General features: G+C 37.5%; 22 protein-coding genes. 19 read left to right on the top strand and 3 right to left on the bottom strand.

Annotation, left to right across the window (positions count from 1 at the left end; translation table 11 throughout):
* Positions 1-31: 31 nt before the first annotated feature.
* From PQ474_RS13900 to PQ474_RS13860, 9 genes are all read left to right on the top strand, one after another.
* Positions 32-1,120 (top strand): acyltransferase family protein, encoded by a 1,089-nt coding sequence (locus PQ474_RS13900; RefSeq protein WP_273844337.1) that lies wholly within the window; start codon positions 32-34, stop codon positions 1,118-1,120.
* Positions 1,121-1,343: 223 nt separating this feature from the next.
* A complete protein-coding gene (locus PQ474_RS13895) occupies positions 1,344-1,592 on the top strand; it encodes a hypothetical protein (RefSeq protein ID WP_273844336.1) in 249 nt (82 codons plus the stop codon).
* Positions 1,593-1,986: 394 nt separating this feature from the next.
* Positions 1,987-2,937 carry a sugar-binding transcriptional regulator gene (locus PQ474_RS13890; RefSeq protein ID WP_273844334.1) on the top strand — a complete coding sequence of 317 codons (951 nt, stop codon included), beginning with the start codon at positions 1,987-1,989 and terminating at the stop codon, positions 2,935-2,937.
* A 74-nt stretch (positions 2,938-3,011) separates the two neighbouring features.
* Complete coding sequence (locus PQ474_RS13885; RefSeq protein WP_273844332.1) at positions 3,012-3,455, top strand: transcriptional regulator GutM; 444 nt, start codon at positions 3,012-3,014, stop codon at positions 3,453-3,455.
* Position 3,456: 1 nt separating this feature from the next.
* On the top strand, positions 3,457-4,002 hold the full coding sequence (srlA, locus tag PQ474_RS13880; RefSeq protein WP_273844328.1) for a PTS glucitol/sorbitol transporter subunit IIC: 546 nt from the start codon (positions 3,457-3,459) through the stop codon (positions 4,000-4,002).
* A gap of 13 nt (positions 4,003-4,015) precedes the next feature.
* Positions 4,016-5,044: a PTS glucitol/sorbitol transporter subunit IIB gene (gene srlE / locus PQ474_RS13875; protein WP_273844325.1), complete on the top strand. Its 1,029-nt coding sequence runs from the start codon at positions 4,016-4,018 to the stop codon at positions 5,042-5,044.
* Between the two features lie 57 nt (positions 5,045-5,101).
* Complete coding sequence (locus PQ474_RS13870) at positions 5,102-5,464, top strand: PTS glucitol/sorbitol transporter subunit IIA (protein ID WP_273844323.1); 363 nt, start codon at positions 5,102-5,104, stop codon at positions 5,462-5,464.
* A 27-nt stretch (positions 5,465-5,491) separates the two neighbouring features.
* A complete protein-coding gene (srlD, locus tag PQ474_RS13865) occupies positions 5,492-6,274 on the top strand; it encodes a sorbitol-6-phosphate dehydrogenase (RefSeq protein ID WP_273844320.1) in 783 nt (260 codons plus the stop codon).
* Positions 6,275-6,351: 77 nt separating this feature from the next.
* A complete protein-coding gene (locus PQ474_RS13860) occupies positions 6,352-7,017 on the top strand; it encodes a transaldolase family protein (protein ID WP_273844318.1) in 666 nt (221 codons plus the stop codon).
* Between the two features lie 438 nt (positions 7,018-7,455).
* On the opposite strand, the gene PQ474_RS13855 is transcribed toward PQ474_RS13860, so the two are convergent.
* Together PQ474_RS13855 and PQ474_RS13850 are read right to left on the bottom strand one after the other, a co-directional pair.
* Positions 7,456-7,701 (bottom strand): hypothetical protein, encoded by a 246-nt coding sequence (locus tag PQ474_RS13855; protein WP_273844315.1) that lies wholly within the window; start codon positions 7,699-7,701, stop codon positions 7,456-7,458.
* Positions 7,702-7,821: 120 nt separating this feature from the next.
* On the bottom strand, positions 7,822-8,169 hold the full coding sequence (locus PQ474_RS13850; protein WP_273844314.1) for a helix-turn-helix domain-containing protein: 348 nt from the start codon (positions 8,167-8,169) through the stop codon (positions 7,822-7,824).
* A gap of 188 nt (positions 8,170-8,357) precedes the next feature.
* Between PQ474_RS13850 and PQ474_RS13845 the strand changes: the two genes are divergently transcribed.
* Both PQ474_RS13845 and aspA read left to right on the top strand, forming a co-directional pair.
* Positions 8,358-9,362, top strand: coding sequence for an asparaginase (locus PQ474_RS13845; protein ID WP_273844311.1), 1,005 nt, complete (start codon positions 8,358-8,360; stop codon positions 9,360-9,362).
* A gap of 16 nt (positions 9,363-9,378) precedes the next feature.
* A complete protein-coding gene (gene aspA, locus PQ474_RS13840) occupies positions 9,379-10,833 on the top strand; it encodes an aspartate ammonia-lyase (RefSeq protein WP_273844309.1) in 1,455 nt (484 codons plus the stop codon).
* A gap of 158 nt (positions 10,834-10,991) precedes the next feature.
* Here aspA and PQ474_RS13835 read toward each other — a convergent pair whose 3' ends face one another.
* Positions 10,992-11,192: an alanine:cation symporter family protein gene (locus PQ474_RS13835; RefSeq protein WP_273844307.1), complete on the bottom strand. Its 201-nt coding sequence runs from the start codon at positions 11,190-11,192 to the stop codon at positions 10,992-10,994.
* 125 nt (positions 11,193-11,317) lie between these two features.
* Here PQ474_RS13835 and PQ474_RS13830 point away from each other — a divergent pair, with 125 nt between their 5' ends.
* The 8 genes from PQ474_RS13830 (at position 11,318) to PQ474_RS13795 (ending at position 24,127) form a co-directional block, all read left to right on the top strand.
* Entirely contained in the window at positions 11,318-12,616 is a 1,299-nt protein-coding gene (locus tag PQ474_RS13830) for an ABC transporter substrate-binding protein (RefSeq protein WP_273844305.1), read from the top strand.
* A 313-nt stretch (positions 12,617-12,929) separates the two neighbouring features.
* A complete protein-coding gene (locus PQ474_RS13825) occupies positions 12,930-16,400 on the top strand; it encodes a glycoside hydrolase family 3 protein (protein WP_273844303.1) in 3,471 nt (1,156 codons plus the stop codon).
* 238 nt (positions 16,401-16,638) lie between these two features.
* A complete protein-coding gene (locus PQ474_RS13820; protein WP_273844301.1) occupies positions 16,639-18,381 on the top strand; it encodes a sensor histidine kinase in 1,743 nt (580 codons plus the stop codon).
* Positions 18,382-19,869: a response regulator gene (locus PQ474_RS13815; RefSeq protein WP_273844299.1), complete on the top strand. Its 1,488-nt coding sequence runs from the start codon at positions 18,382-18,384 to the stop codon at positions 19,867-19,869.
* A 328-nt stretch (positions 19,870-20,197) separates the two neighbouring features.
* Positions 20,198-21,508 carry an ABC transporter substrate-binding protein gene (locus PQ474_RS13810; RefSeq protein WP_273844297.1) on the top strand — a complete coding sequence of 437 codons (1,311 nt, stop codon included), beginning with the start codon at positions 20,198-20,200 and terminating at the stop codon, positions 21,506-21,508.
* Between the two features lie 71 nt (positions 21,509-21,579).
* Positions 21,580-22,464: a carbohydrate ABC transporter permease gene (locus PQ474_RS13805; protein ID WP_273844295.1), complete on the top strand. Its 885-nt coding sequence runs from the start codon at positions 21,580-21,582 to the stop codon at positions 22,462-22,464.
* 18 nt (positions 22,465-22,482) lie between these two features.
* Positions 22,483-23,364, top strand: a complete 882-nt coding sequence (locus PQ474_RS13800) for a carbohydrate ABC transporter permease (protein WP_273844292.1) — start codon at positions 22,483-22,485, stop codon at positions 23,362-23,364.
* 85 nt (positions 23,365-23,449) lie between these two features.
* Positions 23,450-24,127 (top strand): YesL family protein, encoded by a 678-nt coding sequence (locus PQ474_RS13795; RefSeq protein ID WP_273844290.1) that lies wholly within the window; start codon positions 23,450-23,452, stop codon positions 24,125-24,127.
* The last annotated feature ends 11 nt before the right edge of the window (positions 24,128-24,138 follow it).

The raw sequence follows: 24,138 nt of genomic DNA, 5'->3' as shown, positions 1-24,138 counted from the left end.
CATCATGTGATAGTAGAAGGGCGTTGATTACGTGAGTACTAAAGAAATGAAAGAAGTATATTGGCTCCGGATCATTGCTTGTTTGAGTGTTGTCCTCACTCATGCTGTGAGTAAAGTACTAACAGACTTCTCTGTAACAGGGGATGAACGTGTCGCTTTTCGAACGTTGCAAATGATCTTGCTGTATGGGACGCCGATGTTTGTGTTGATTTCGACCATGGTCATGACGCATGCCTATAAAGAAAACATTCCGAAGGGCTTCCTGAAAAAGAGAATCAAGTACATTCTAGTTCCTTATTTTGTCATGGCGACGTTTTATGCTGGTGACAAATTCTATCGATTTGATTGGACCATAAGCGATTTTGCTAGAGAGCTTGGATACAACTTCATGGGGCAGTGGCATGGGTATTTTGTTTTAATTATTTTTCAGTTTTATTTGTTACATCTATTATTCGTTAAATATATGAAAAGGTTCAAAGCGAAGCATGTCCTAACGGTTAGTTTATTCATTAGCGTAGGGTATTGGGTAAGTTTATATTTTTATTGGATTGATTACGTCCATCATTCAAGCTATTTGACCCTTTTCTTTTCTAGAATTTTGTTTGTTGGCTGGTTTTTCTATTATGTGGTCGCCTATTATTGTGGCAGAAATTATGAACGTTTTACCCGAATATTGAACCGAAATGGGATGGCTATTGTATTCGGTACTATTGCTTCGCTCGGGCTGGTCCAATATATATTTCATTCGGGAATCCTGATGCGAGTGACGTCTGCTCGTTTTGATGTGATTCCTTATACAGTTTTGTTATTCTTCCTCTTTTTCTTTTTCGTTTCGAAGGTAAAGAAACTTCCAAGGTGGGTCATCTCGATTAATGGATATTCGTTCGGGATCTATTTGCTGCATCCCTTTGTTCAAACAATGGTTAGCAGAGTGGGGCCATTTACAGAAACAACCGAATTTCAGTATTTGATGATCCAATTTATGGCTGGGGTTGTTGGTCCAATGGTTTTGATTTACATCCTATCCAAATGGCCGTTTAGTGCCTTTATTGTTGGGAAAACAACTCTAAGAACTCGTAAGAAGGTATTTAAAGAAACGGAAAAATCAAAAGCTGCGTAAAGAATGATAGTTGATTTGGATAGTTTAAACACTTATCTCTAGGAGGAAAGGGATAAGTGTTCTTTTTTATATGACTTATTAAAGATCCTCAATAAACCTTGTAACATTGGATCCACATTTTTGGCGTTCCTCTTTAAAAGTTAATATCACTGTCTGAATAACTTGACATATTCTTATAAACAGCTTTTGATGTAGTTATACACCAAATAAGGAGGAGTACTACATGCATCAAGAACACCGGCACACATTAAGCGTAATTGATTTTGAAACAACTGAACATCAGACTACTTTTGTGAAATTCACTGGATATGATGCGGTTTTAGGGAAGAAATTTGAAGGAGAAGTTAAGTTTGTTGGAGGAAGGCCATATGGGGATATCGTTCATCCTGAAAAATCTTCTTTATCTTCTAAATGCATAGAATTTGTTCGAGAGATGTTGTTAAATAAGTATAATGAAGGGGAGTTTAGTTGATTGTAAATCATTTTCTTGTTTTTTGGTTGTTTAAAAATCATGTGCTTTGGAAGACGGGTTTTACTACTGTAAAGAGATAAAGATGGTTTAATGATGTGAAGGAAAGATAAAACACAAAAAGGATTGCCTGTGTACTGCATAGGCAATCCTTTTTTGTGTTTTATTTAACGGTTGCAAATGAATGATTTAATCCTTTACAAAAGTATTAGTGAGTCGGTATTAAATATTTTATTGAATTGCACTTAAGAAGGGTAAATTATAAAAAGATATTGACTCAATTATTAGATAAGTCTATACTAAACACAAGCACAAATGACAATAGGATGCTCATATGTGCAATGTGTTCAAAAGTGCAGGAGTAATAAAATTATAAGGTTAGAATGGAGGTTTGGTGATGTCTAACTGGGAGGAAAGACGGTTACTTGTAAAAGTTGCACAAATGTATTATGAGGAAGACATGACTCAAAATGAGATTGCTAAGGAACTTGGAATATACCGTACGACAATAGGAAGAATGCTGAAAAAGGCAAGAAAAGAAGGAATCGTACAAATCCATATAGATAGTACATCTTACGAGACGTTTGAATTAGAGACGAAACTTAAACAAGTTTTTCAGCTTAAGGACGTAATAGTTGTACCAAATAATAATTCCGATTCAGATGAGAAAAGAAGATCTACACTTGGTCTTGCAACATTAGAGCTGTTAAATCGAATTATTAAAGACAACGATACAATTGGCTTTGCATGGGGGAGAACCATGGGAGGCATGATTGATCAATCAGTAGAATACAAAGCAAGAAAGGCAGATTTTGTCCCATTAGTTGGGGGTCCTGGAACTTTAGATAGTAAATATCATGTAAATACGATTGTATATAATGTTGCGAATACATTTGGTGGATCCTCTCATTTTATTGACGCAGCTGCGGTGGTAGAAAAAAAGGAAACCAAAAACGACATTGTAGCTTCTAATTTTTTCAAAAAAATACTAGATATGTGGAACAATTTAAATATTGCAGTAGTTGGAATTGGTGCACCTCTCGCTTCATCCAATATGATATGGACAGGATTTTATGGGGATAGGGAAATAGACGAACTTAACAGCCTTAATGCAGTCGGTGATATCTGTTCGAGATTTTATGATATTAATGGCTATGTAATCGAGTCAGAAGTGGCAGAAAGAACGGTAGCGATTGAATTAGATATGTTAAGAAAACTTGATTATTCAATTGGAGTTGCTGAATCGGAAAATAAAGTACCATCTATTTTAGGTGCTTTAAGAGGAAAGTATATTAATGTTCTAATAACCAATGAAAGTACCGCAGAAGAACTTTTGAAACGGATATAGTTTTTTGAAGATAGATGAAAACGCAACCAAAACCTATTATTCTGCAACTTTGAGAGACTGGAGGCCAGACAAAGATGTTTATCTACTTAATCATTTTAGTTGGGATAGCATGGCTTGTTCAAAGCTTTTTAGGATTTTTCCAAATTAAAAACTTTAATAAACATTTCAGTTTTTTAAGACAAAAAGGAAGAGTGGCTATTGGAAGGAAGAGAGGACTCTTTAAAGCTGGTACAGTTATCCTTATTGCCATAAACAAAGGAAATAAGATTATTGAAGCCAGAAAAATGCAAGGGGTTACAGTGTTTTCACGAGTGAAGCCCATGAAAGGATTGGATGGCAAAGATTTGCTTAAACTTACGAAGCAAGACTTGCAAATCTATGACAAATTAACCGTTGCAGCCATTCAAGATGCGGTTGCTAACGTTAAGATTATCTCTAAGGGAGGTGAGATTCCTATTCAAAAAACTTTGTTTGAACGCTTATTACAAAAAGTAACATTAAAAAAAGGGGTGAACTAAAATGGATTTTATTACTATGTTAGCGGATGGTTTTATGGGGTTATTTGAAAGAGGTGGTGAGGTATTTGTGGATCTTGTCACAGGAATTGTACCTTTATTGATTTGTTTGTTAGTTGCGATGAATGCGGTTGTTCGTTTAGTCGGGACAGAGAGAGTAGAGCGACTTGCAGCGAAGTCTGGAAAGAATGTTTTCGCTAGATATCTATTCTTACCAGTGTTTGGTACGTTTTTCTTCGCAAATCCTATGACACTGTCATTAGGACGATTTTTACCAGAGAGACACAAGCCGGGTTATTATTCAGCGGCATCGTTTTCTTGTCATACACACAACGGCTTGTTTCCACACGTAAATCCAGGAGAGTTATTCGTATTCTTAGGGATTGCATCAGGGATTACAGCTTTAGGACTTCCAATTGCTGAGTTAGCAGTCATGTACTTTCTAGTAGGTGTGGTTACAAACTTTATGCGTGGTGTGGTTACGGACTGGACAGTCGCTTATGTATCAAAACAACAACAAGTTCAACTAAAGAACACAGTAGATCTATAAGGGGGGAAACAACATGTCAAACTACAATTCAGCTATTGTTCATGCAGGACCAGGTGGTTTTGGTGGCCCATTAAACATTATTGTGAATGATAAGAAGAATAAAGTTGTCTATATTACAGGTGGGAATCAACCAGATATTGCCCAAAAGCTTGCAGATGTAACGGGTGCAGAGCTAGTTGATGGATTTAAAACAAAGGTACCAGATGAAGAAACAGCTTGTGTCATTATTGACTGTGGTGGAACATTACGTTGTGGAATTTATCCACAAAAAAGAATTCCAACCATCAATATTATGCCAACCGGCCAAAGCGGACCGTTAGCAAAGTTTATTACAGAAGATATTTATGTGTCAGGGGTTAAAGTCAATAACATTGAAGCAGCAAATGAAGAAGTAGCAGCAAGTGCACAAAAAAATAGCGCTTCTGTCCGCGAAACAGAAACGCAAGAGAATACTACTAAACAATATAAGTATAGCACAGACAAAAAAATTAGTGAACAACAGAAGCCTAAAGGCATTATGGTCAAGGTTGGAATGGGTATAGGTAATTTTACAAGTACGTTATTCCAAGCTGGTCGTGACACGATTGATACAGTATTAAAAACCATTCTTCCGTTTATGGCGTTTGTTGCCATGCTCATCGGAGTTATTTTAGAGACAGGTATCGGCGATCTATTTGCCAATTTCCTATCACCATATGCAGGCTCGTTACCAGGATTACTTTTAATTTCATTAGTTTGTTCGTTTCCACTGTTATCACCGTTTTTAGGACCAGGGGCAGTCATTGCTCAGGTTGTCGGTGTGTTAATTGGTACCGAGATTGGGCAAGGTAACATTCCTCCACAACTTGCATTACCGGCACTATTTGCAATTAACTCGCAAGCAGCAGCAGACTTTATTCCGGTAGGTTTAGGTTTAGCGGAGGCAGAACCAGAGACTGTTGAAGTAGGGGTTCCGGCCGTTCTGTACTCGAGATTCTTGACAGGGGCACCAACCGTATTTGTAGCTTGGCTAGCAAGTTTTGCTATTTATACGGATTTCTAAGACTATTATTGAACATATTACTAAATAAAAAAAATTTGAGATTAAGCAGGTGTTAGTATGAATAAAGTTTATTTTACAAACGTAACAAGCATTGGATCTATGGCTCCTACTTTTTATGCAGATAAGATGGTTATCCTATTTAAGAGTGATGCACCAGATGAATTAAAAGAATTTTGTATTGTTCATGAGAAGAATGAATTAAATGGAGACGTACTTGTTGGAGATACCTTTAAAATTGGTGAAAACGAATATAAAGTAACAGCTGTTGGAAGTGCAGTAAACCAAAACCTTGGAGCGTTAGGCCATATTACGATTAGGTTTAATGGAAGCACAGAAGCCGATTTACCAGGGACGCTTTGCTTAGAAGATAAAGATATTATAGAGATTACTGAGGGCGAAACACTAGAGATCGTTCGATAAACAGAAAAAAGTAGGAGTGGAGAAACTATGAGCGGATTACAAAGAGTGGCAATTGTAGCAGGTGGAGGCCAAAACTTAGGAGAGGCACTATCTCATCGTTTGGCTGAGGACGGATATCATGTTGTGGTTGCAGATCTAAATGAAGAGAGCGCAAAAAATGTGGCTACTGAGATTGAGTCAACGTTTTCTAGTAAAGCAATTGGTATTAAAGTAGATTTAACGGATGAAGTAGAGGTAGCATCAATGGTTGAAAAGACAGTTACTGAATTTGGTCAAATCGATCTATTAGTCTATAATGCAGGCTATGCGAAAAGTTCAAAAATCACTGATTTTGAATTAAATGCTTGGGAAACATCTGTAGCTGTAAACTTAACAGGTTACTTCCTGTGTGCCCGTGAAGTTTCAAAAGTTATGATTGACCAAGGGTACGGAAACATCATCCAAATTAACTCGAAGTCAGGTAAGGTAGGAAGTAAGCATAATTCTGGTTATTCTGCTTCTAAATTTGGGGGAGTAGGTCTAACTCAAAGTCTAGCATTGGATCTTGCAGAACATAACATTCGTGTAAATTCAATTATGCCAGGAAATCTATTAAGCTCGCCTATGTTCCAGAGCTTACTGCCGCAATATGCGAAAAAACTAGGGATTCCTGAGAATGAAGTAGAGCAAGTCTATATTGATAAGGTGCCACTAAAACGTGGTTGTGAGTATGATGACATTGCAAATGCCGTTATTTTCTATGCTTCGGAAAAAGCAGCTTATTGTACAGGGCAATCTATAAATGTTACTGGTGGCCAAGTAATGTTTTAATATGATGAAAGTCATTCTGTTTCTCAGAAACAGAATGACTTTTCTTCTATATCAAAGATGAAATAAGGAGATAAATAATGAAACTATTAATTGATTCTGCAGATATTAAAAGTATTAAGCATTTAATAGAATACTATCAAATCGAGGGTGTTACGACGAATCCCACGATATTGACAATGGAAACAGCAAATTATTGGGAACAGTTAAGACAAATCCGTTCTATAATAGGTCAGGATAAAATGTTTTTTGTTCAAACTCTTGCTGTAAATTCAACAGAAATTATAGAAGAAGCATTGAAAATCATCTCTGAACTTGACGAGAATGTTCATATAAAAGTACCAGTTATTGACGAAGGGTATAAAGCATTAAAGGAATTAAATCGATTAGGCATAAAGACGCTAGCGACAGCTATATTTACTGCACAGCAAGCTCTAATGGCTGCGAAGTGTGGTGCCAACTTCGTAGCGCCATATGTGAATCGGATTGATAATGTTTCAGGTGATGGGATAAATGTTGTTTCAGAAATTGTAAAGTTGTCTGAAATGCATCAATTAAGTACCGAGGTCTTGGCTGCAAGTTTTAAAAACGTTAATCAAGTTCACCAGTGTAGCTTAGTAGGAGCACATTCGATAACGGCTAGTCCAGATATCATTGAGCAGTTACACTCGCATCCTTCATCAGCAATCAGTGTAAAGCAATTCAGCAAAGACTGGGAAGCGCGATTTGGGTCGGTAAGGATCTGAATCATTCTACGAGAAGAGAAAATATATCAGCAGGATCCTCTCAATTATCGGAGAGGATCTTTTTTAAGTAAAGAACAAACTGAATGGTGAAGAACACTTGGTAATTCTTACAGTCATAGGTGAATTACTATAGAAGATAGAAGGTTAATAAAGAATTACCTATCAATTAGCGTGTATGTCACATGTCGAGTTCGGAAAATGAAAGGCACTGTTTCTTTATAGCTACTTTTTAAGTTGGAGAGGAGATTCTATTGATCTAAATGGACGCTAAGTGTTTTGCGAAGGACAATGCCAAGAAGCCAATAAGTAAAGGGCGATGATGGTAACGATTAACTCTAGCTCAATAAATTAGACATGCATAAGTGAAGTAAAAGAAAGAAGTTGGATAATGAGCTTCAAAAGAATCGAACCAATTAAAGTTGGATAACATCATCCAGTCTAAAAAATACGATAGGCAACGACCGCTAGAGCGGTTAAAAAGCCTGGGATAATCGTTCTATTCATTAAAAAAAGTAAGAATAGAAAATGATGGGGGGCCAAACTAACGCGAACTGTAGCATTGCTAGGATAAAAGTTTATTTCACCTGCCAATGGAACAAACAGTATCATGAGAAGAACTTTCCTTAGTAAAGGATATAAGTTCAAAATGGTGTCACTTCCTATTAGACTTTCAATCACTCTCATACAACTGCTCTTTGAAAAGTTTGATTACAATAAAGTTTATTTAGTTTAACAATAGCATACCTGTTTGATTTCGTTTTCCCTATAAGTTGTTATTTAATAATATGGATTCCAGGGATACGATTACATTTCTTTAATAGATTTATTTAACTGTCGCTTTACTCTGGTAAATGCAATAAAATTGCTTAATTCCTCTTCGTTTAATAGCTCATTATCTAGTGAGAGTACTCTCTCCTCTGCTACCAAAAGCTTACTAAGGTCAAGCTTCCGATTTTTTTCCTCTTCGCGATTTAACAGATAATCCACCGTTATTTCATACAAATCAGCAAGTTCAACTAACGCTTGTATAGGAGGCATTCGATATCCAGATTCATAACCTGCATAAGTGCTTTTTGCAATACCAAGTCGGTCTGCAGTTTCCTGCATAGACCAATTTTTGTTTTTTCTAAGTTCTAATAATCGTTTCAGCAACTCTACCCCTACTCCCTTGTTTTTATAGTTCTAAATTATAGCATGAGAATAAAACATAGCAAGAAAAAAAGTTCGCGAATCGAAAACAAATATGTTGATATTTTGTATTTGTGATGCTTATAATAAACACATCGTTCGCGTTATGAAAACAAATTGTTAGATTATATTGAAAATAAAGGAGAACAGACATGAAGAGATTATTGTTACTTGCAACAGGAGGAACAATTGCCTCAATTGAAGGAGAAGAGGGACTTGTTCCTGGTTTATCAGCTAAGGAACTATCAAACTATTTTAAAGATGCAACCTTATCTGTTGATGTAACATATCAAATATTGATGAACAGAGATAGTACAAACATGCAGCCAGAACATTGGATTCAAATGGCAGAAGCAATTAGTGAAAACTATGACCAATATGATGGATTTGTTATTACTCACGGAACAGATACGTTGGGTTATACGTCAGCAGCATTGTCCTATATGCTACAAGGTTTGCAAAAGCCGGTGGTTGTGACAGGTTCTCAAGTTCCTATCAGTTTTAAAAAGACAGACGCTATTAAGAATCTATCGGATTCACTCGTTTTTGCAAGCGAAAACATAGGAGGGGTGTTTGTTGTCTTTGATGGACGTGTCATTATGGGGACAAGAGCGGTTAAAATGCGAACGAAAAGCTATGATGCTTTTGAAAGCATTAACTTACCTTACGTTGCTTCAATTAAAGAAAAAAACATTAATTATTATTGGAAGCCTGAGACTACGAAACAGGAACTTAAATTAGATACAAGTCTATGTTCTGATGTGTTTGTATTGAAATTGCACCCTGGAACCAAACCTGAAATTTTTGACATTTTAAAAAAATTATACAAGGGCGTTATTATTGAAAGTTACGGGAATGGTGGAGTTCCATTTGAAGAAAGAAATCTGTTGACTAAAGTTAAAGAGTTGAACGATGAAGGGGTTGCTGTCCTTATTTCAACCCAGTGTTTAGAAGAAGGGGAGGATTTACTTCTTTATGAGGTAGGGAGAAAAGTAGCACAATATAATGTAGTTTTATCAGGTGATATGAACAAAGAAGCGATTGTAGCAAAATTTATGTGGGCTCTTGGAAAAACGACAGATGTAAAACAAGTCAAACAACTAATTGAAACATCAATAGCTTATGACTTATCAACAACTTGGGAAACTGAAGTTTAAAGGAAGGTAATGAGACATGGGGAAAACTTTCGAGCTTAATGAAGAAAAAGTGTTGGAATCTGAATTTAGGACTGAGCGGGATTTACTTGGAGAAAAGCAAGTACCTAAGGATGCATACTATGGGATACAAACCATGCGCGCTAAGGAAAACTTTCCTATTACAGGGTACCCTCCTCACCCTGAACTAATTCGTGCCTTTGGATATGTGAAAAAAGCAGCTGCAATGGCAAATAGGGACGTCGGTGTTCTTCATGGTACGATTGCTGATGCTATTATTAAAGCAGCTGATGAAGTCATCTCTGGAAAGCTGAACGAACATTTTATTGTTGATGTGATTCAAGGGGGGGCTGGAACTTCATTTAATATGAATGCAAATGAAGTCATTGCAAACCGGGCGATTGAGTTACTTGGTGGCATAAAGGGTGAGTATTTGCGAGTAAGTCCGAACACCCATGTGAATATGGCGCAATCAACAAATGATGCTTTCCCAACAGCCATTCATATTTCTACGCTTCGATTAGCAGATCTTTTAACAAATGAACTAGAAGAACTAATCGAAGTATTAAAGGCAAAAGAGATTGAATTTGATGGGGTTTTAAAGATGGGACGAACGCATCTTCAGGATGCAGTACCTATCCGACTTGGACAAGAATTCGGAGCATATCGCCGTGTATTAAATCGTGATCTTGGTCGAATAAGACATTCGGTAACTCACTTATATGAAATTAATATGGGGGCAACGGCGGTAGGAACAGGATTAAATGCTAAGCCTGAATACATTAAGAAGATTTCTAAGTATTTAGCTGACATCACGGGCTATCCTCTTAAAACGGCTGAAGATTTGATCGACGCCACTCAAAATACAGATGCTTATACAGAGGTATCAAGCACGTTAAAAATTGCCGCTATTAACTTATCGAAGATCGCTAACGATTTAAGGCTGATGAGCTCTGGGCCTCGCACAGGAATTAATGAGATCAATTTACCGTCTCGCCAACCAGGATCTTCCATTATGCCCGGAAAAGTGAATCCAGTTATGTGTGAAGTCATCAATCAAATTTCGTTTCAGGTGATTGGGAATGACCATACGATAAGCCTTGCGTCTGAAGCAGGTCAGTTAGAATTAAATGTGATGGAGCCAGTGTTAGTCTTTAATTTATTGCAATCCTTGTCGATTTTACAAAATGGTATTCGTGTTTTCAGAGATTTCGCAGTTGCCGGTATAACGGCGAATCATGAGCGTTGTCGTGAGTTAGTTGAAAAAAGTGTCGGAATAGTCACTGCGATCAATCCACATGTTGGTTACGAGGTAGCATCTCGGGTGGCCAAGGAAGCGATTCAATCCGGCCGGTCGGTAAGAGACATCTGCCTTGAACGTGGAGTATTATCCGAAGAAGAACTTAACGAAATCCTTAACCCAAAAGAGATGACAAACCCTGGCATAGCGGGAGCAAAATTTATGCAAGGTTAACCTAATCCTAACGTAAATTAAGACGCAACCTTACCATAAGGTTGCGTCTTTCAGCTTGCTTTGACCTTTTGTAGCCCCCCAGAAATGGAACCCTCTAGAACATCAAAAGACCTTATGGGAGTGTATAACCTCCCATAAGGCGAATACGTTTTTCTTACTTATGCATCTTTTCTCTTTTCCTTTGTTTCTTCTGATTCATCGTTCCAACCGTCTACATTTTCAAGTCCTTTAATTCTGCTAGCATAAAATACAGGATCTTTGCCTGCTTTTTTCTGTTCCTCATAGTCATTTAATACGGCTATAGAAATTTTGCCAATTAATAGAAGGGCCATTAAGTTTGTGATGGCCATAAGTGCCATAAGAGATCGGCTAAATTCCAAACCATGCTAAGGAATCTAATTTTAGATAGAATTTGTATTACTAATCAGCTATGAAATGATTTATTCTATATAAATAGAAAGTAGTCGACAAGGAGAAGTACGGTATGAAATTATGTGAAGGTTTGCTAATCCTCATTTTTTATATTTTTATCATGTTCATTGCCGGCTGCTCTAAAGAGATCCGAGATGAGCAGGGAGACTTACAGGTAGAAGAAGAAGATAGAACAATCGTTTATCTGTCATCTAGAAATGAAGACCAGGGACAGCCTCGAGTTGTCATGCCTCTTTCAAGAGAATTTGAGAAAAAGCATCCAAAAGTAAACATAGAACTGCAAACAGTTGCTCAAAATGATTTAATGCAAACGATTCAATTATTGGCAGCAAGTAATGACCTGCCAGAGATGTTTGCATTTGAGTCAGGACATACAGAGCAGATGTATGAGGCTAATTTAATTTTAGATGTAGAGGAAACATTTAAAACATTAGGACTCTATGAGAACTTAAATCCGACTGTTGTAGATCTATTAAAAAGACAAAGTGGGGAGGGGAAAGGCTTGTATGCCGTCCCGGTGGAATTAAACATCGAGGGTTTCTGGTACAATCAATTCATTTTTGAGCAAGCGGGATTAGAGATTCCTAAGACTTGGGATGAAATGATGGATGTGAGTGATTCACTTACATCGGAAGGGATTCAACCTTTTGCAGTGGCAGGGCAAATGGGTTCATCGTTTACTCGATTGATCAACGCTTATGTCGTTCGTAAATATGGATTCGATGTGATGGAACGGGTTCATCGAGGTGAGTTAGATCTCATGGATGAAGGATTTATGGAAGCTGCCCAAATCGTTCAATTAATGAATGCTAAAGGTTATTTCGGTGAAAGAGTGAATGCGGTTGATTATGAAGCAGCCTTAAGCATGTTTTTAAATGGCCAAGCTGCCATGTTATATATGGGTAGTTGGGTTCTAAGTGATTTTAATGATGAAGAAATAAATCATATAGGGGTCGAAAATATCGGTTTTTTTAATGTTCCTCTTATAAGAGACGGTGTGGGTACGTTCGATGACTATATGATGAACGCTGGACTTGTCATGGCGATATCAAAAGAGAAATATGATGAAGAAGTAGGAGAATGGTTGAAATATATATTTTCTAACTACTCTGAACGTGCATTGTCGGAACATGGCATGATAAGTGGTTTTATAGTGGATGATGTTCCAGAATACATGAGTCCGGTTACTAAGATTACGATAGATGAAATGAATAAAATGAAAAATGGAGCTTTATGGTTTGAGGCTAAATTCGATGAGCAAACATCAGAGAAGGCTAGATATCATGCACAATTACTTGTGAATGGTGAGTTGACACCGGAACAATATTTGTCTAGTTTGAAAAATGATTAATAGTGTGACGTAGAGAGGGGAGCATATCTCGAGGGCACTGAAAAAGTCCTTTTTAGCAAATTCGACGAAGCTGCGATGACTCCACACGTTGCTTAAAGACCACTGATAAAAGGTGAAAACCGTACCTTTTGCAGTGGCCTCGCATATCTCCTCTTTTTTGCTTTTTCTCTTACTCTACCTAAAAAATGCGTACATAATCAAAAGAATGGTACACTATCGATTCAGCTGAGGGGTAGACTATACTGGTTGTATAGGAGACCGGTCCCTATAATGAAAGCGCTTTAAACTTATGAATGAGAGGAAGTGTAGCCTAATGAAGAAATCCCAGCTCTTAAGCGTGGGGAGAAAAACATTATCATTAATGCTTGTTACTACGCTTACAGCAGGTATGGTTGGTTTCAATCCTCCAGCCAAAAAAGCGGAAGAGAATCCCGTATTTAAAACACAAGTCGGCGGGGTTTTTGATGGGATGCCATTATTTGATGGTGTACCTGAGCATCTTGATGATTTCGTAAACGCTTATTTTGAATATACCGGTTTAGAAGGTCCGGCTGTTTATGCAACAGGATCAAGAAATCATTACACCCTACAGCGTGGTGAGAATGCTGGAAACGTGATACCCGGTGCTCTATCTGCAGCTGACAACGTTCAAGGTGTATCCACCGACTTTCCTGCTTTAGTGGGAATGGGACAAACCTGGAACAAAGAACTTCTGAATGACATCGGTAAGGTTGTCGGAAGTGAGAAAATCAGCACGTTAAAAGTTAAACAGGGAGAGTCAAACATTCATGGCGGTTCGGATCCTTCTGCCACTGTTGCGTTTACGGTTGTGAGTGATTTGCACATTAATCCGCTTAGTGGAAGATTTGACGAAGGTTTTTCCGAAGACGCTTACATGTCTGCTACTATGATAGATAAGATGGCAACCGGTTTAAGTGGGATCGATCAGTCTGATAGCGATGATGGTTTCTGGATGCGAGCAGCTGTTGGGACAAAGCACTATTCTGTTTATAATTCGCAGTGGTTCCGACAATCAGCAAGTAATAGTGCGGGAGCTCGTTCTATCTTCGAATATCGTACACGCAGTCCTTTAAAAGCGCTTAGTTCTGGTTCGGTAGCCGGGGTTATGACTTCATTCGGTCGCACAAACGGAATTCCGAATATTCTTTCTCCTTATCAAATTCATGCAAACAATCATTCAAAGTATGGGGTCTATAGTTCTCCCGATTTTAACGGTGATGCGCACGTCTTTGGAGAGAATATGCAAGGTAATGGCTACGATACGAAATATGCTGTTGACCGGACACATGCTACGATTTTAATGATCTTGGCTAATGCAAATGCTGGTCGTCCGGGACCGTCTGTTCAAAATGGTTTAGCAGATGTTGCAGCTTTGGTTGATGCAGTTGAAGAAGGGAAGTATGGTATTACAAAGCAAGATCTGATTGAAGCAGCACGACCTCATGTGAACCAACTGGTTCGTGTTGGGATTTTTAACGAAGTAGATGAAAATGGCATTCCAAAACAGTATCCGTTCGCCGAAGAAGCGAAGGACGTGAGAGCGGAGCCTGCCACATACCATACACCAAAACATCAGGAAGTAGCTTTGCAAGCAGCTCAAGAGAGCATCGTTTTACTTAAGAATGACGGAGTACTGCCACTACAAAAGAATCAGAAAGCCGCTGTTTCTGGTGTATATGCAGACTCTAGGTTTAAAACCGTTTACTCTTTGAGATCTACTCCTAACATCGATAACTCGGGAATCTCTCCTCTGTTAGCAATCATTAGAGCAAATGGAGCAAATAATGTCTCTTATGAATCTGGTGCAACAATTGTAGGGCTAGAATCAAAATTGAATGGCCTAACGGTTAGTACGTCAGACGTTAAGGAAGGATCGCAGCTCCTTACTACGACTGAATCGTTTGATGAAACTAACCCTGCACACTTGTTTGAAGTATACGACTGGGGCCAAGCAGGATATAGCTTGCGTTCTTTACAAAATGAACGTTGGGTAACATCTCCAACAGCAGCGAATGCTCCTGTGGAGAATACAAATGATACTAGTTTAAATCTTACGGATAATGACTGGGATCTAGCTAATATGATCGGCAACACGAGCGCCATCCCACCAACCATTCGCATTGAAAAAAATGAAGACTCTACAGTTTCACTTATTGCAAATGGATACCGAACTGGATTTGGTGGTGATTTCACGAATTGGTATTACAGCAATAGTCGCTTTATCACGACAGATTCTGACGGAAAACTGAAGACAGCCTCTTCAACGCTTCAAAATGCTGAACAAGCAGCAAACCGAAATGATGATGTGAAATTTGAACAAGTTGTCGTGCAAGAAGTGGGTGCTGAAGCGGTTGAGCGCGCACAAACAGATGATTATGCCATTGTTTTTGTCGGTGCGATTCCACGTCACAGTGCAGGAGAAGGTTACGATCGCTCCGATTTAGATATGGGTGAGTCCGACTACGAATTAGTTGAAAAAGTATCAGCAGCTTTTGCTGAACAAGGAAAAGAGACGATTGTCGTTGTCAAATCAAGCTTCCCAGTTGGGATGGAGCGGATTCAAAACAATCCAAACGTTTCTGCGATTGTCTACCAGCCATATGGAGGTCAATATGATTCTTATGCCCTTGCTCAAGTATTGTATGGTGACTACGCACCAACAGGTCGTTTAGCTTCTACATGGTATGCAGATATGTCTGCTTTCCCTGAAATTAATGACTATGTGATTCCTGAAGGAAATACGTCTGTGACATTGGCTGATATCGATCCGCGTTATCAGGTTGATATGACAAATGCAGACCATATTGAATCAGAGCTAACGTACATGTATACGAAGGCACCAGTAACGTATCCATTCGGTTACGGGCTTTCATATAGTGGCTTTACTTACAGCGATTTCAACGTACCATCTAGCTCTAAGGAAAATACAATGTTTGAAGTAACAGTGAACGTCAAAAACGAAGGAACGGTTGATACGTCAGAAGTCGTTCAGTTATATGCGAAAAACAAACAATCTGCTTATGGTGATTATACGCCGCAAAAGCAACTTGTCGCTTTTGAAAAAGTATCTTTACCTGCAGGGGGATCGAAAACAGTGACCCTTACAGTAGATCCAGAAGATTTAGCGATCTGGGATGTGAATGCGGGTGATTTTGTTGTGGAGGAAGGAAAATATGATTTGATGGTAGGGGCTTCATCACAGGATATCCGTGCTGAGAAAGAGATCAAGATTGCTGGTGATTCACTAGCAGCACTCCCAACAAATAAACCAGTTAACGTGTTTGACCATGCATTTGCCTCACATGAGGTAATCTACCATGAGGTATCGAAGAGTAGAACAGCTGAAAACTTAAAAGATAATAAGGTTGTTGGTGGATATCATGCTGTTCGCTCTAAAGAAAATGGTTCTTGGGTAGCACTGCCGAAAGTCGTATTAACGGGTTCTAGTCAAGTAACAGCCTCTGTGGCTTCTGATGCTGCAGGCGGAAAAATAACGTTACATGCAGATTCTGTTGATAACAAACCTTTTGCTGAAATTGAAGTTCCGAAGACTGATAAGAACACGTACACGATTGAAAATGCCGGTGTGACGGTAAATGAGTTAGGTTACACAGATGTAACGGTTGACCTGGGTAATAACATCCCTAGGGGACATGGGATAGTCTACGTTGTGTTTCACGACCCTGATGTACGAATTGACAGCTTAACGTTTAAAAATGCGTCAACTAATAAGGGTAACTCTAATCAAAAGGGTGCTAAATAATATTGATAATATGGGTTAAAGAATTTGAATGAAAGGAAACACAGCCGTTGCCGTAAGGCAGGGCTGTGTTCTATTTTTAAGCTGAGTCTTAGAAGGAACTACATTACTTTTATTAGCTGAGAGTAACTATTAATAAAGTAAACAAATACTAGATTATATCATTTTAATGAAAGAATAAGAGCTATAATAGAAAAGATAAAAAGAAAGAATGTTCTTTCAATCTTAGAGGATGATGGCAATGAAACAATTTGTTCGAGGCTTTTTTCAGCTTTTTCGCATTCAGAAAATTAAAAATAGAATTTTGGCAGCATTAATTATTTTGTCTGTATTTCCCATTTTGCTGCTGGGCTTGATCTCATACAATCTAGCAAACCATGCTTTAGTTGAAAATCATATTGAAAGCAATCAAAGTCATCTTAAAACGACAAGTGAAATTTCAGATATCATATTGCGTAATATTATTAATACGCAAAGATTAATCCTTTCAAACCGTGCTCTAAGACAGGAAATAATAGAAAGCGGAAATAGTCACAATGATCAAAATGTGATTGGATGGCAAACGTATATTCAACTGCAAAGAATATTATCTAGCTACCTAGTTGATCAAAGATACATTGATTCTGTCTGCGTGCTAGATAATTACTTTCGTTCTGTATGTTATGGACGATCTAACAAGATAAACTACTTTGAAAATAATCCTTCCTTGATTGCAGAAACAGCTTGGTATCAAAAAAGCGTTGAAGCAAGAGGGAAAGAAGTTTTTATAGATCATAACGTCCTAGAAGATCAGAAGGACACATTTTCTTCTGTGAAATTACTCTTAAACCCAGATCAATTTAGTCACGAACCCATTGGACTATTGGTCGTGAATATAAAAAAATCTATGTTCTCAAATATGTTAAATAAAGAAAACGAGGGGATTATTATTCTAGATTCCTCTGATGGTGAAGTAAGGACTGTATATGATTCGCGTCCACCAGATAAACATATTCGTTCAACTAAGAACTTGTTGTCTACTTTTACAGAACTAGAGGACAAGGGGTATATTCTTAGCCATTACACGAACCCTACAACAGAGTGGACATACTTATCAGTCATTAAAAATGAAGAACTATTAAGGGATTCTCGTCAGATTAGAACGGCTACTTTTTCAATAGCCTCACTCATTACATTACTCGTCTTGATTCTATCAGTGATTTTTACTAGTAAACTAACGAGTCCAATTCAACAAATAAAAAGAATGATGATGGATTGGTCAACGGGCTCAGGTAAAACGACTACTGCTAAGAATGAAGATGAATTCGAATTAATTGGAGGAACTTTCAAGGAAATCACAACAGAAAATAGAAGTCTGAATGAGCAGCTGATCCGATCTCAATTAAAGGGAAAAGAAGCTGAGCTACGTGTTTTACAAGCCCAGATCAATCCACATTTTTTGTATAATACACTCGATTCTATTTATTGGATGGCGATGATAGAGAAGAACGACCAAATTGCCAAGATGGCAGTAGCTCTATCAGAAAGCTTTAAAATAAGCTTAAATCATGGAAGAGAAACGATTCCACTTTATAGGGAATTGGAGCATATCAAACATTACTTGACGATTCAAAATATAAGATTTAACAATCGCTTTCAATATATTCAAGACATTGATGATGAGCTAATGGATAAAGAAATACTGAAGTTATTACTTCAACCTATTATTGAAAATGCTATTACTCATGGATTAGAAAGAAAAGTGGGAGAAGGAACTGTCAGGTTAACTGGAAGATTGAATTCTGAGACAATGGTATTCACAATTGAAGACGATGGTGTCGGGATAGAAGATGTGGCAGTGACTGAGAAAGGGTATGGGCTGCAGAATATCCGAGAGCGTTTGTCACTTTATTATGGGCCATCTAGTTCTCTCTCGATCTCCAGTGAAGTAAATAGAGGCACTGTTGTAGAAATTCGTTTGTCTAAAGTAAAGGAGGGTTCTTAAATGTTGAAAGCAGTCATTTTCGATGATGAATATATCGTGACACAGGGTCTGAAAACGATGATTAATTGGTCACAATATGGGATTGAAGTAGTTGGAACCGCTAGTGATGGGATATCAGCATTGAAGCTTTTTAAACAACTTAAACCCGATATTATTTTTACTGATATTAGAATGCCTGGAATGGACGGTTTAGAATTAATTCAAGAAGTGATGCAGGAAGTTCCTGAAACGATTTGTATTGTCTTCAGTGGGTTTAATGAATTTTCTTATGTTAAAAAGGCGATTAAATTAGGTGTAGCAGATTATTTAGAGAAGCCAGTCACCATTCCTATGATTGAAGAAGCGATTCAAAGAACACTCAAAAAAGTAAATGAGCAAAATGAAATGACAACGTTGAAGTTAGAGAGAGAAAAAACGCAACAAGAATTATTGGAAAAAGCGACGTTGGATTTGTTATTGAATCGACAAGGCGCTTACAGCAAATGGTGTGAGCATTTTGGTCCAGAAGTCAATCGTGTTGTGGCTGCTACAGTTATCGCATATTCTGGAGATGAAAAAGTCTCAATAACTAATGATTTATTTAGGATGGTACCAGTCTGGAATGGTTACAGAGATTTGTTGGTAGTCTTTCATTTTAGTGAAGAGTTCGGGCTATTTGAGAGGGAATTAGCAAGTTGGATGAAACAGACGAACGGATTAGTTGGGGCAGGGCACACGTATAAAAGGATAAGCAACCTATCAAAAAGCTATAGTGAGGCATTAAAAGCATTAGAATATGGCTCTTTTATTGAGGAGGAAGGATGGATACATGTTGGTGATCTTCCAGATGAAATGGTGATTCCTGAGTATCTTTCTGAACAGGTTAAGGGCATTCTCTCATCTATGCGTAAAGGGGATGAGGAAGAAACCGAGCACTCCCTCGATCAATTTATAAAGTGGATCGAGATGGAAAAATTTGACCGAGATATTTTAGAACGTGAAATACTAAAGATGATCTATTTAGGGATTGAGGTTGTAAAAGAAATTAGCGGAGGGCAACTATCTAATTGGATAGCATCTTATCAACCATATATTGAAATACGTAACGTTAAGACTAAAGATGCAATGGTGAAGTGGTTAAGAGATCAAATGAAAGAGATGATGGATCGGATCCTAAAACATAGTTCAACGAAAAAGCACTCCGCCATTAACCAAGCACTTGAATATATGAAGGAACATTTCTGTGAAGATCTTACTCTGCAACAAGTAGCTGAAAAAGTAGATATGAATCCTACGTATTTAAGCTATCTTTTTAAAGAAGAAATGGGTGAGTCTTATATTAAATATTTAACGCGTCTTCGTATGGAACAAGCTAAATCATTGCTCCGTTCTGGACAAAAGGTCTCCACCGTAAGTGAACAGGTTGGCTATCAAACTTACAGACACTTTTCGGAAGTTTTTAAAAAACATACAGGAATGACTCCAAGCCATTTTAAGGATTTTAGGTAACCTACGATCTATGTAACTGATCACTAGTAATTAAACTTATCATCACCTCATTTGATTTTTAGTGCAGGGTCTTGGTTTCAAGGCTCTTTTTCTTATATGGAACTTCTTCTTGCACACAACTAACTTATTTAAAAAACTTCTGCATGTACTCAAAAGAAGTAAAATAATGCAAAATTTACATTACATGACTGGTGCGCTCTTCCAACCAAAAAAACTCGGACACAATCAGAAAAATGAGGCACTTAAAAACGACCTTGTTTACGCTTACAATTACATTAAGAACAAAAACAAGTTCTTATTCTATTAAAAAAATGAAGGGGGAAACAGCATGAAGAGAAACAAATGGTATGTGCTAATGATGACTGTAATCGCTTCCGTACTTTTGGTTGTGGGATGTTCAAATGATAATAGTTCACAACAATCAAGTGGTGAAGGTGTTGAAACAGAGGGAGAGGCTAAGACAATTAAGTACATGTCTGAGAGAAATGAAAATGAAGGTCAACCTCGTGTAGTATTACCTATGGCAAAAGAGTTTGCAGAAGCAAATAATCTTGATTTTAATATTGATCTAGAAGTAGTAGAGCAAACAAATACAATACAGAGAATTCAGTTGCTTGCTTCAAGTAACGATCTTCCTGAAATGTTTACGTATGAACCAGGAAAACCACTTCAAGAATTAATTGATGCTGATCTAGTCGTTGATATGGAGGCAGCTTTTGAAGAAATGGGTATTCTTGATAAACTCAATCCTGGAGCGGTTGACTTACTTAAACAGTTAAGCGGCGGTAAGGGCTTATATGCGATTCCGATGGAACTGAACATTGAAGGTTATTGGTTTAACAAGCAAATCTTTGAAGAAAATGGTTTAGACATTCCGACAACTTGGGACGAATTGTTAGTAGTGAGTGAGACACTTAATGAAAATGGAGTTCAACCATTCGCAGTGGCTGGTCAAGAAAGATGGCCATTGACACGCTATATTAACGCATACGCAACTCGCCTATATGGTGTAGAAGCAATGGCAAAAGTAAATGATGGAGAATTATCTATTTCGGATGAAGGATTTGTTGAAGCTACTACAATGGTTCAAGACATGGCTCAAAAAGGCTATTTTGGACAGGGTTTTAATGCGATTGATTATCAAACAGCAAACGATATGTTTCTAAACGGTCAAGCCGCTATGCTTTATATGGGAAGTTGGGTTTTATCTGACTTGAATGATGAGTCAAGAAATAATATGGGTGGTGCTGAGAATATTGGTTTCTTTAATGTACCAGTTGTAGAAGGTGGAGTAGGTACAGCACAAGATTATAATATGAATGCCGGACTTGTAACCGTTTTCGCTAAAAATAAATTTGACGATACAATGAAGGAATGGGCTAAGTATCTATATTCCAATTATGCAGATCGTGCACTCTCTGATTATGGAATGATTAGCGGGTTATTGGTAGAAGAGACTCCTGAGGATTCTAGCTCGTTAACACAATTAGTAACAGAAGAACTAAACAAAGTCCAAAATGCATCGCTTTGGTTTGAGGCTTATTTTGATGCTAGAACGAAAGATGCAGCAGAAATAAATGCTCAGTTACTTGTGAATGGTGATCTAACACCTGAAGAATATTTAGCTGAATTAGAATAAGAAAGACAGATGAATGAAGGTCCAGTATTTGGACCTTTCTTCTTTATAGTCTGTGGAAAAGGAGTGGGAGTATGAATAAGGTTTTACAAGATAGAAAAGCAATTTTCCTTTTTATAGGGCCAGCAATGTTATTATATTTTTTAGTTTTATTAATCCCCACCTTTTGGTCTGTTGGGTATTCATTTTTTGAGGGATCCCCCATACGAGGTTTTGAATTTGTCGGAATAAGTAATTACTTAGATGTCTTTAGTGATAAGAATTTCATGAATAGTTTAGGTTTGAGTGTTAAGTACGCAGCATTAGTGACGACGGGTCAGGTTGTCTTAGGGTTAGCGTTAGCTTTATTATTTGTTTTTTATTTGAAAAAAGCATCATTTATAGTCAGAACCTTGGTGTTCTTTCCTGTTATTCTTCCAGCTGTTGCAGTAGCTGAGATGTTTTCTAAATTATTTGAATATACACCTCAATTAGGGTTAATTAATAGCCTTTTGGTCGGTTTAAGTTTAGACTTCTTGGTTCAACCATGGTTGGCACAAGGAGATACAGCTTTTGCAGTTCTTGTCATAATGGACATTTGGAAATCAATGGGTTTTTATGCTGTGATTTTATTTGCTGGTTTGATTGACATTCCAGAAGATATCCTAGAAGCAGCAAAGCTTGATGGAGCAAAAGGACTAACACTTGTATACAATATTGTTCTTCCGATGATTCGTCCGATCTTAATCTCAGCCATTATTTTTAGTTTAAACGGTACGTTAAAAGTATTTGAAACAGCCGTTGCATTAACTGGTGGAGGACCAGGGAATAGTACAACGATGCTATCGATGTATATGTATGATACATCCTTCACATATGGTCAATATGGTTACGGAAGTACGATTGCCGTGTATCTATTGTTGTTATGTCTAGGAGTCACTCTACTAGTTTATAGATTTGCACGTAAGGACGTTGCCTAATGAATGGAGGGGAAAAAGATGCAAACAAATGTAGAAATAAATAAGCAAACAACAAAAGACAAGACAAAGAAAAGTTTCCGATTTGGCTCCGTTATCGGAATGACACTGATCTTTTTGTTTGTACTTATTTTAATCTATCCAATTATATGGCTATTGCTATCCTCATTAAAAACACCAAATGAGATTGCTGTAAACCCAATGTTTGCTTTGCCACAAGGTTTTCATTTTGAAAATTATGTGACGGCGTGGACGTCAGGGAATATGAATATATATTTTAAAAATAGTGTGATTGCCGTGTTTCCTGCATTGTTTTTTATTATCATGCTAGGTTCCATGGCAGCATTTGCTATTGAAAAGATGAAGTGGAAATTAAAAGATAAGGTCATGCTCCTCTTTTTAGCTGGGATTATGATTCCTGTTCAGATCGTTTTATTACCACTCTTTACGATGTACTTTAACTTAGGCCTTCTGAACAACCTTTTCGGTCTGATGCTTATTTATACGGTTTTCGGGTTGCCTTTAACAATCTTTTTATTTGTAGGTTACTTCAAATCAGTACCTAATGAATTATTAGAATCATCCATTATGGATGGAGCGAACATTTACCAATTCTTTTTCAAAATAGCGTTTCCCTTATTGAAAAATGCGATTGTAACCGTTGCGCTTGTTCAGTTTTTCTTTGCTTGGAACGATTTAATTTTTGCTATGACCTTTATAAGTGATTCTAGCTTACGAACGATTCAAACAGGATTAATTAGCTTTACTGGTGAATATGGAGCTCGTCAATGGGGGCCTACTTTTGCGTCTATTTCATTAGCTGTCATTCCTACATTAATTCTCTACCTGTTCTTAAATAGGCTTGTCATGAAAGGTATGACTAGTGGTGCTGTTAAAGGGTAGGAGCTAATGGTTACTCTCTGTGCGTATCATCTACATGGGAGTAACCGATTAAAACATAAAGAAAGTAATTAGAGGAGGGTCTTATATGAGGTTTGGGGGGATGGTTGGAAAATTTCATGTGGTGACAGATTGGGTCATTAGATTTGTTTATGTCAATATTCTTTGGATCCTATTTTCCTTGCTTGGTCTGGTTTTAGTAGGCTTTTTTCCTGCTACAACGGCCATGGTCGCTATTGTACGAAAATGGATCATGGGAGAATACGATATTCCTATTTTTAAAAGCTTCCTAAAAGCATTTCAAACGGATTTTAAAAGGGCAAACACCTTAGGATACATTTTGATTGTGATAGGAGCTGTTCTCTATATCGATAGTCAGATTTTGCAGCAACTATCTAATCCATACTGGCAACTTCTGCATATCCCTATGGTCATTGTGTTCGTTATATTTGCAGTAATGGTTCTTTATATCATTCCTTTATACGTTCACTATCATTTGAGTGATCTATTCATCATTCGAAATGCGTTACTATTAGTTTTTAAACACCCTGTTATGACAATTTTACTCGGTTTATCTTTATATGGACTCTATGTCATTTCGTTAAACTACCCAGCTGTTGCCGTGTTATGTGGCGGAAGTGCGACCTCTTTTATTATCATGCGTTTCTCGATCATTCTATTTGAAAAAAATGAGCAGAGACAAGATGAAACGATAAAAGAAAAAACAGCCTTCTCTAAAAAACATATATATAGCTCAGCTGAATGAAAGCCATAAAT

Source organism: Halalkalibacter alkalisediminis, assembly GCF_028610705.1.
Taxonomy (GTDB): domain Bacteria; phylum Bacillota; class Bacilli; order Bacillales; family Bacillaceae_D; genus Halalkalibacter; species Halalkalibacter alkalisediminis.
This window is presented reverse-complemented; position numbering and strand designations above follow the sequence as displayed.

Excerpts from the sequence above, each read along its gene's own strand:
- PQ474_RS13895 (WP_273844336.1), top strand. The coding sequence starts at position 1,344 with ATGCATCAAGAACACCGGCACACATTAAGCGTAATTGATTTTGAAACA.
- PQ474_RS13890 (WP_273844334.1), top strand. The coding sequence starts at position 1,987 with ATGTCTAACTGGGAGGAAAGACGGTTACTTGTAAAAGTTGCACAAATG.
- PQ474_RS13885 (WP_273844332.1), top strand. The coding sequence starts at position 3,012 with ATGTTTATCTACTTAATCATTTTAGTTGGGATAGCATGGCTTGTTCAA.
- srlA (WP_273844328.1), top strand. The coding sequence starts at position 3,457 with ATGGATTTTATTACTATGTTAGCGGATGGTTTTATGGGGTTATTTGAA.
- srlE (WP_273844325.1), top strand. The coding sequence starts at position 4,016 with ATGTCAAACTACAATTCAGCTATTGTTCATGCAGGACCAGGTGGTTTT.
- PQ474_RS13870 (WP_273844323.1), top strand. The coding sequence starts at position 5,102 with ATGAATAAAGTTTATTTTACAAACGTAACAAGCATTGGATCTATGGCT.
- srlD (WP_273844320.1), top strand. The coding sequence starts at position 5,492 with ATGAGCGGATTACAAAGAGTGGCAATTGTAGCAGGTGGAGGCCAAAAC.
- PQ474_RS13860 (WP_273844318.1), top strand. The coding sequence starts at position 6,352 with ATGAAACTATTAATTGATTCTGCAGATATTAAAAGTATTAAGCATTTA.
- PQ474_RS13855 (WP_273844315.1), bottom strand. The coding sequence starts at position 7,701 with ATGAGAGTGATTGAAAGTCTAATAGGAAGTGACACCATTTTGAACTTA.
- PQ474_RS13845 (WP_273844311.1), top strand. The coding sequence starts at position 8,358 with ATGAAGAGATTATTGTTACTTGCAACAGGAGGAACAATTGCCTCAATT.
- aspA (WP_273844309.1), top strand. The coding sequence starts at position 9,379 with ATGGGGAAAACTTTCGAGCTTAATGAAGAAAAAGTGTTGGAATCTGAA.
- PQ474_RS13835 (WP_273844307.1), bottom strand. The coding sequence starts at position 11,192 with ATGGCACTTATGGCCATCACAAACTTAATGGCCCTTCTATTAATTGGC.
- PQ474_RS13830 (WP_273844305.1), top strand. The coding sequence starts at position 11,318 with ATGAAATTATGTGAAGGTTTGCTAATCCTCATTTTTTATATTTTTATC.
- PQ474_RS13825 (WP_273844303.1), top strand. The coding sequence starts at position 12,930 with ATGAAGAAATCCCAGCTCTTAAGCGTGGGGAGAAAAACATTATCATTA.
- PQ474_RS13820 (WP_273844301.1), top strand. The coding sequence starts at position 16,639 with ATGAAACAATTTGTTCGAGGCTTTTTTCAGCTTTTTCGCATTCAGAAA.
- PQ474_RS13815 (WP_273844299.1), top strand. The coding sequence starts at position 18,382 with ATGTTGAAAGCAGTCATTTTCGATGATGAATATATCGTGACACAGGGT.
- PQ474_RS13810 (WP_273844297.1), top strand. The coding sequence starts at position 20,198 with ATGAAGAGAAACAAATGGTATGTGCTAATGATGACTGTAATCGCTTCC.
- PQ474_RS13805 (WP_273844295.1), top strand. The coding sequence starts at position 21,580 with ATGAATAAGGTTTTACAAGATAGAAAAGCAATTTTCCTTTTTATAGGG.
- PQ474_RS13800 (WP_273844292.1), top strand. The coding sequence starts at position 22,483 with ATGCAAACAAATGTAGAAATAAATAAGCAAACAACAAAAGACAAGACA.
- PQ474_RS13795 (WP_273844290.1), top strand. The coding sequence starts at position 23,450 with ATGAGGTTTGGGGGGATGGTTGGAAAATTTCATGTGGTGACAGATTGG.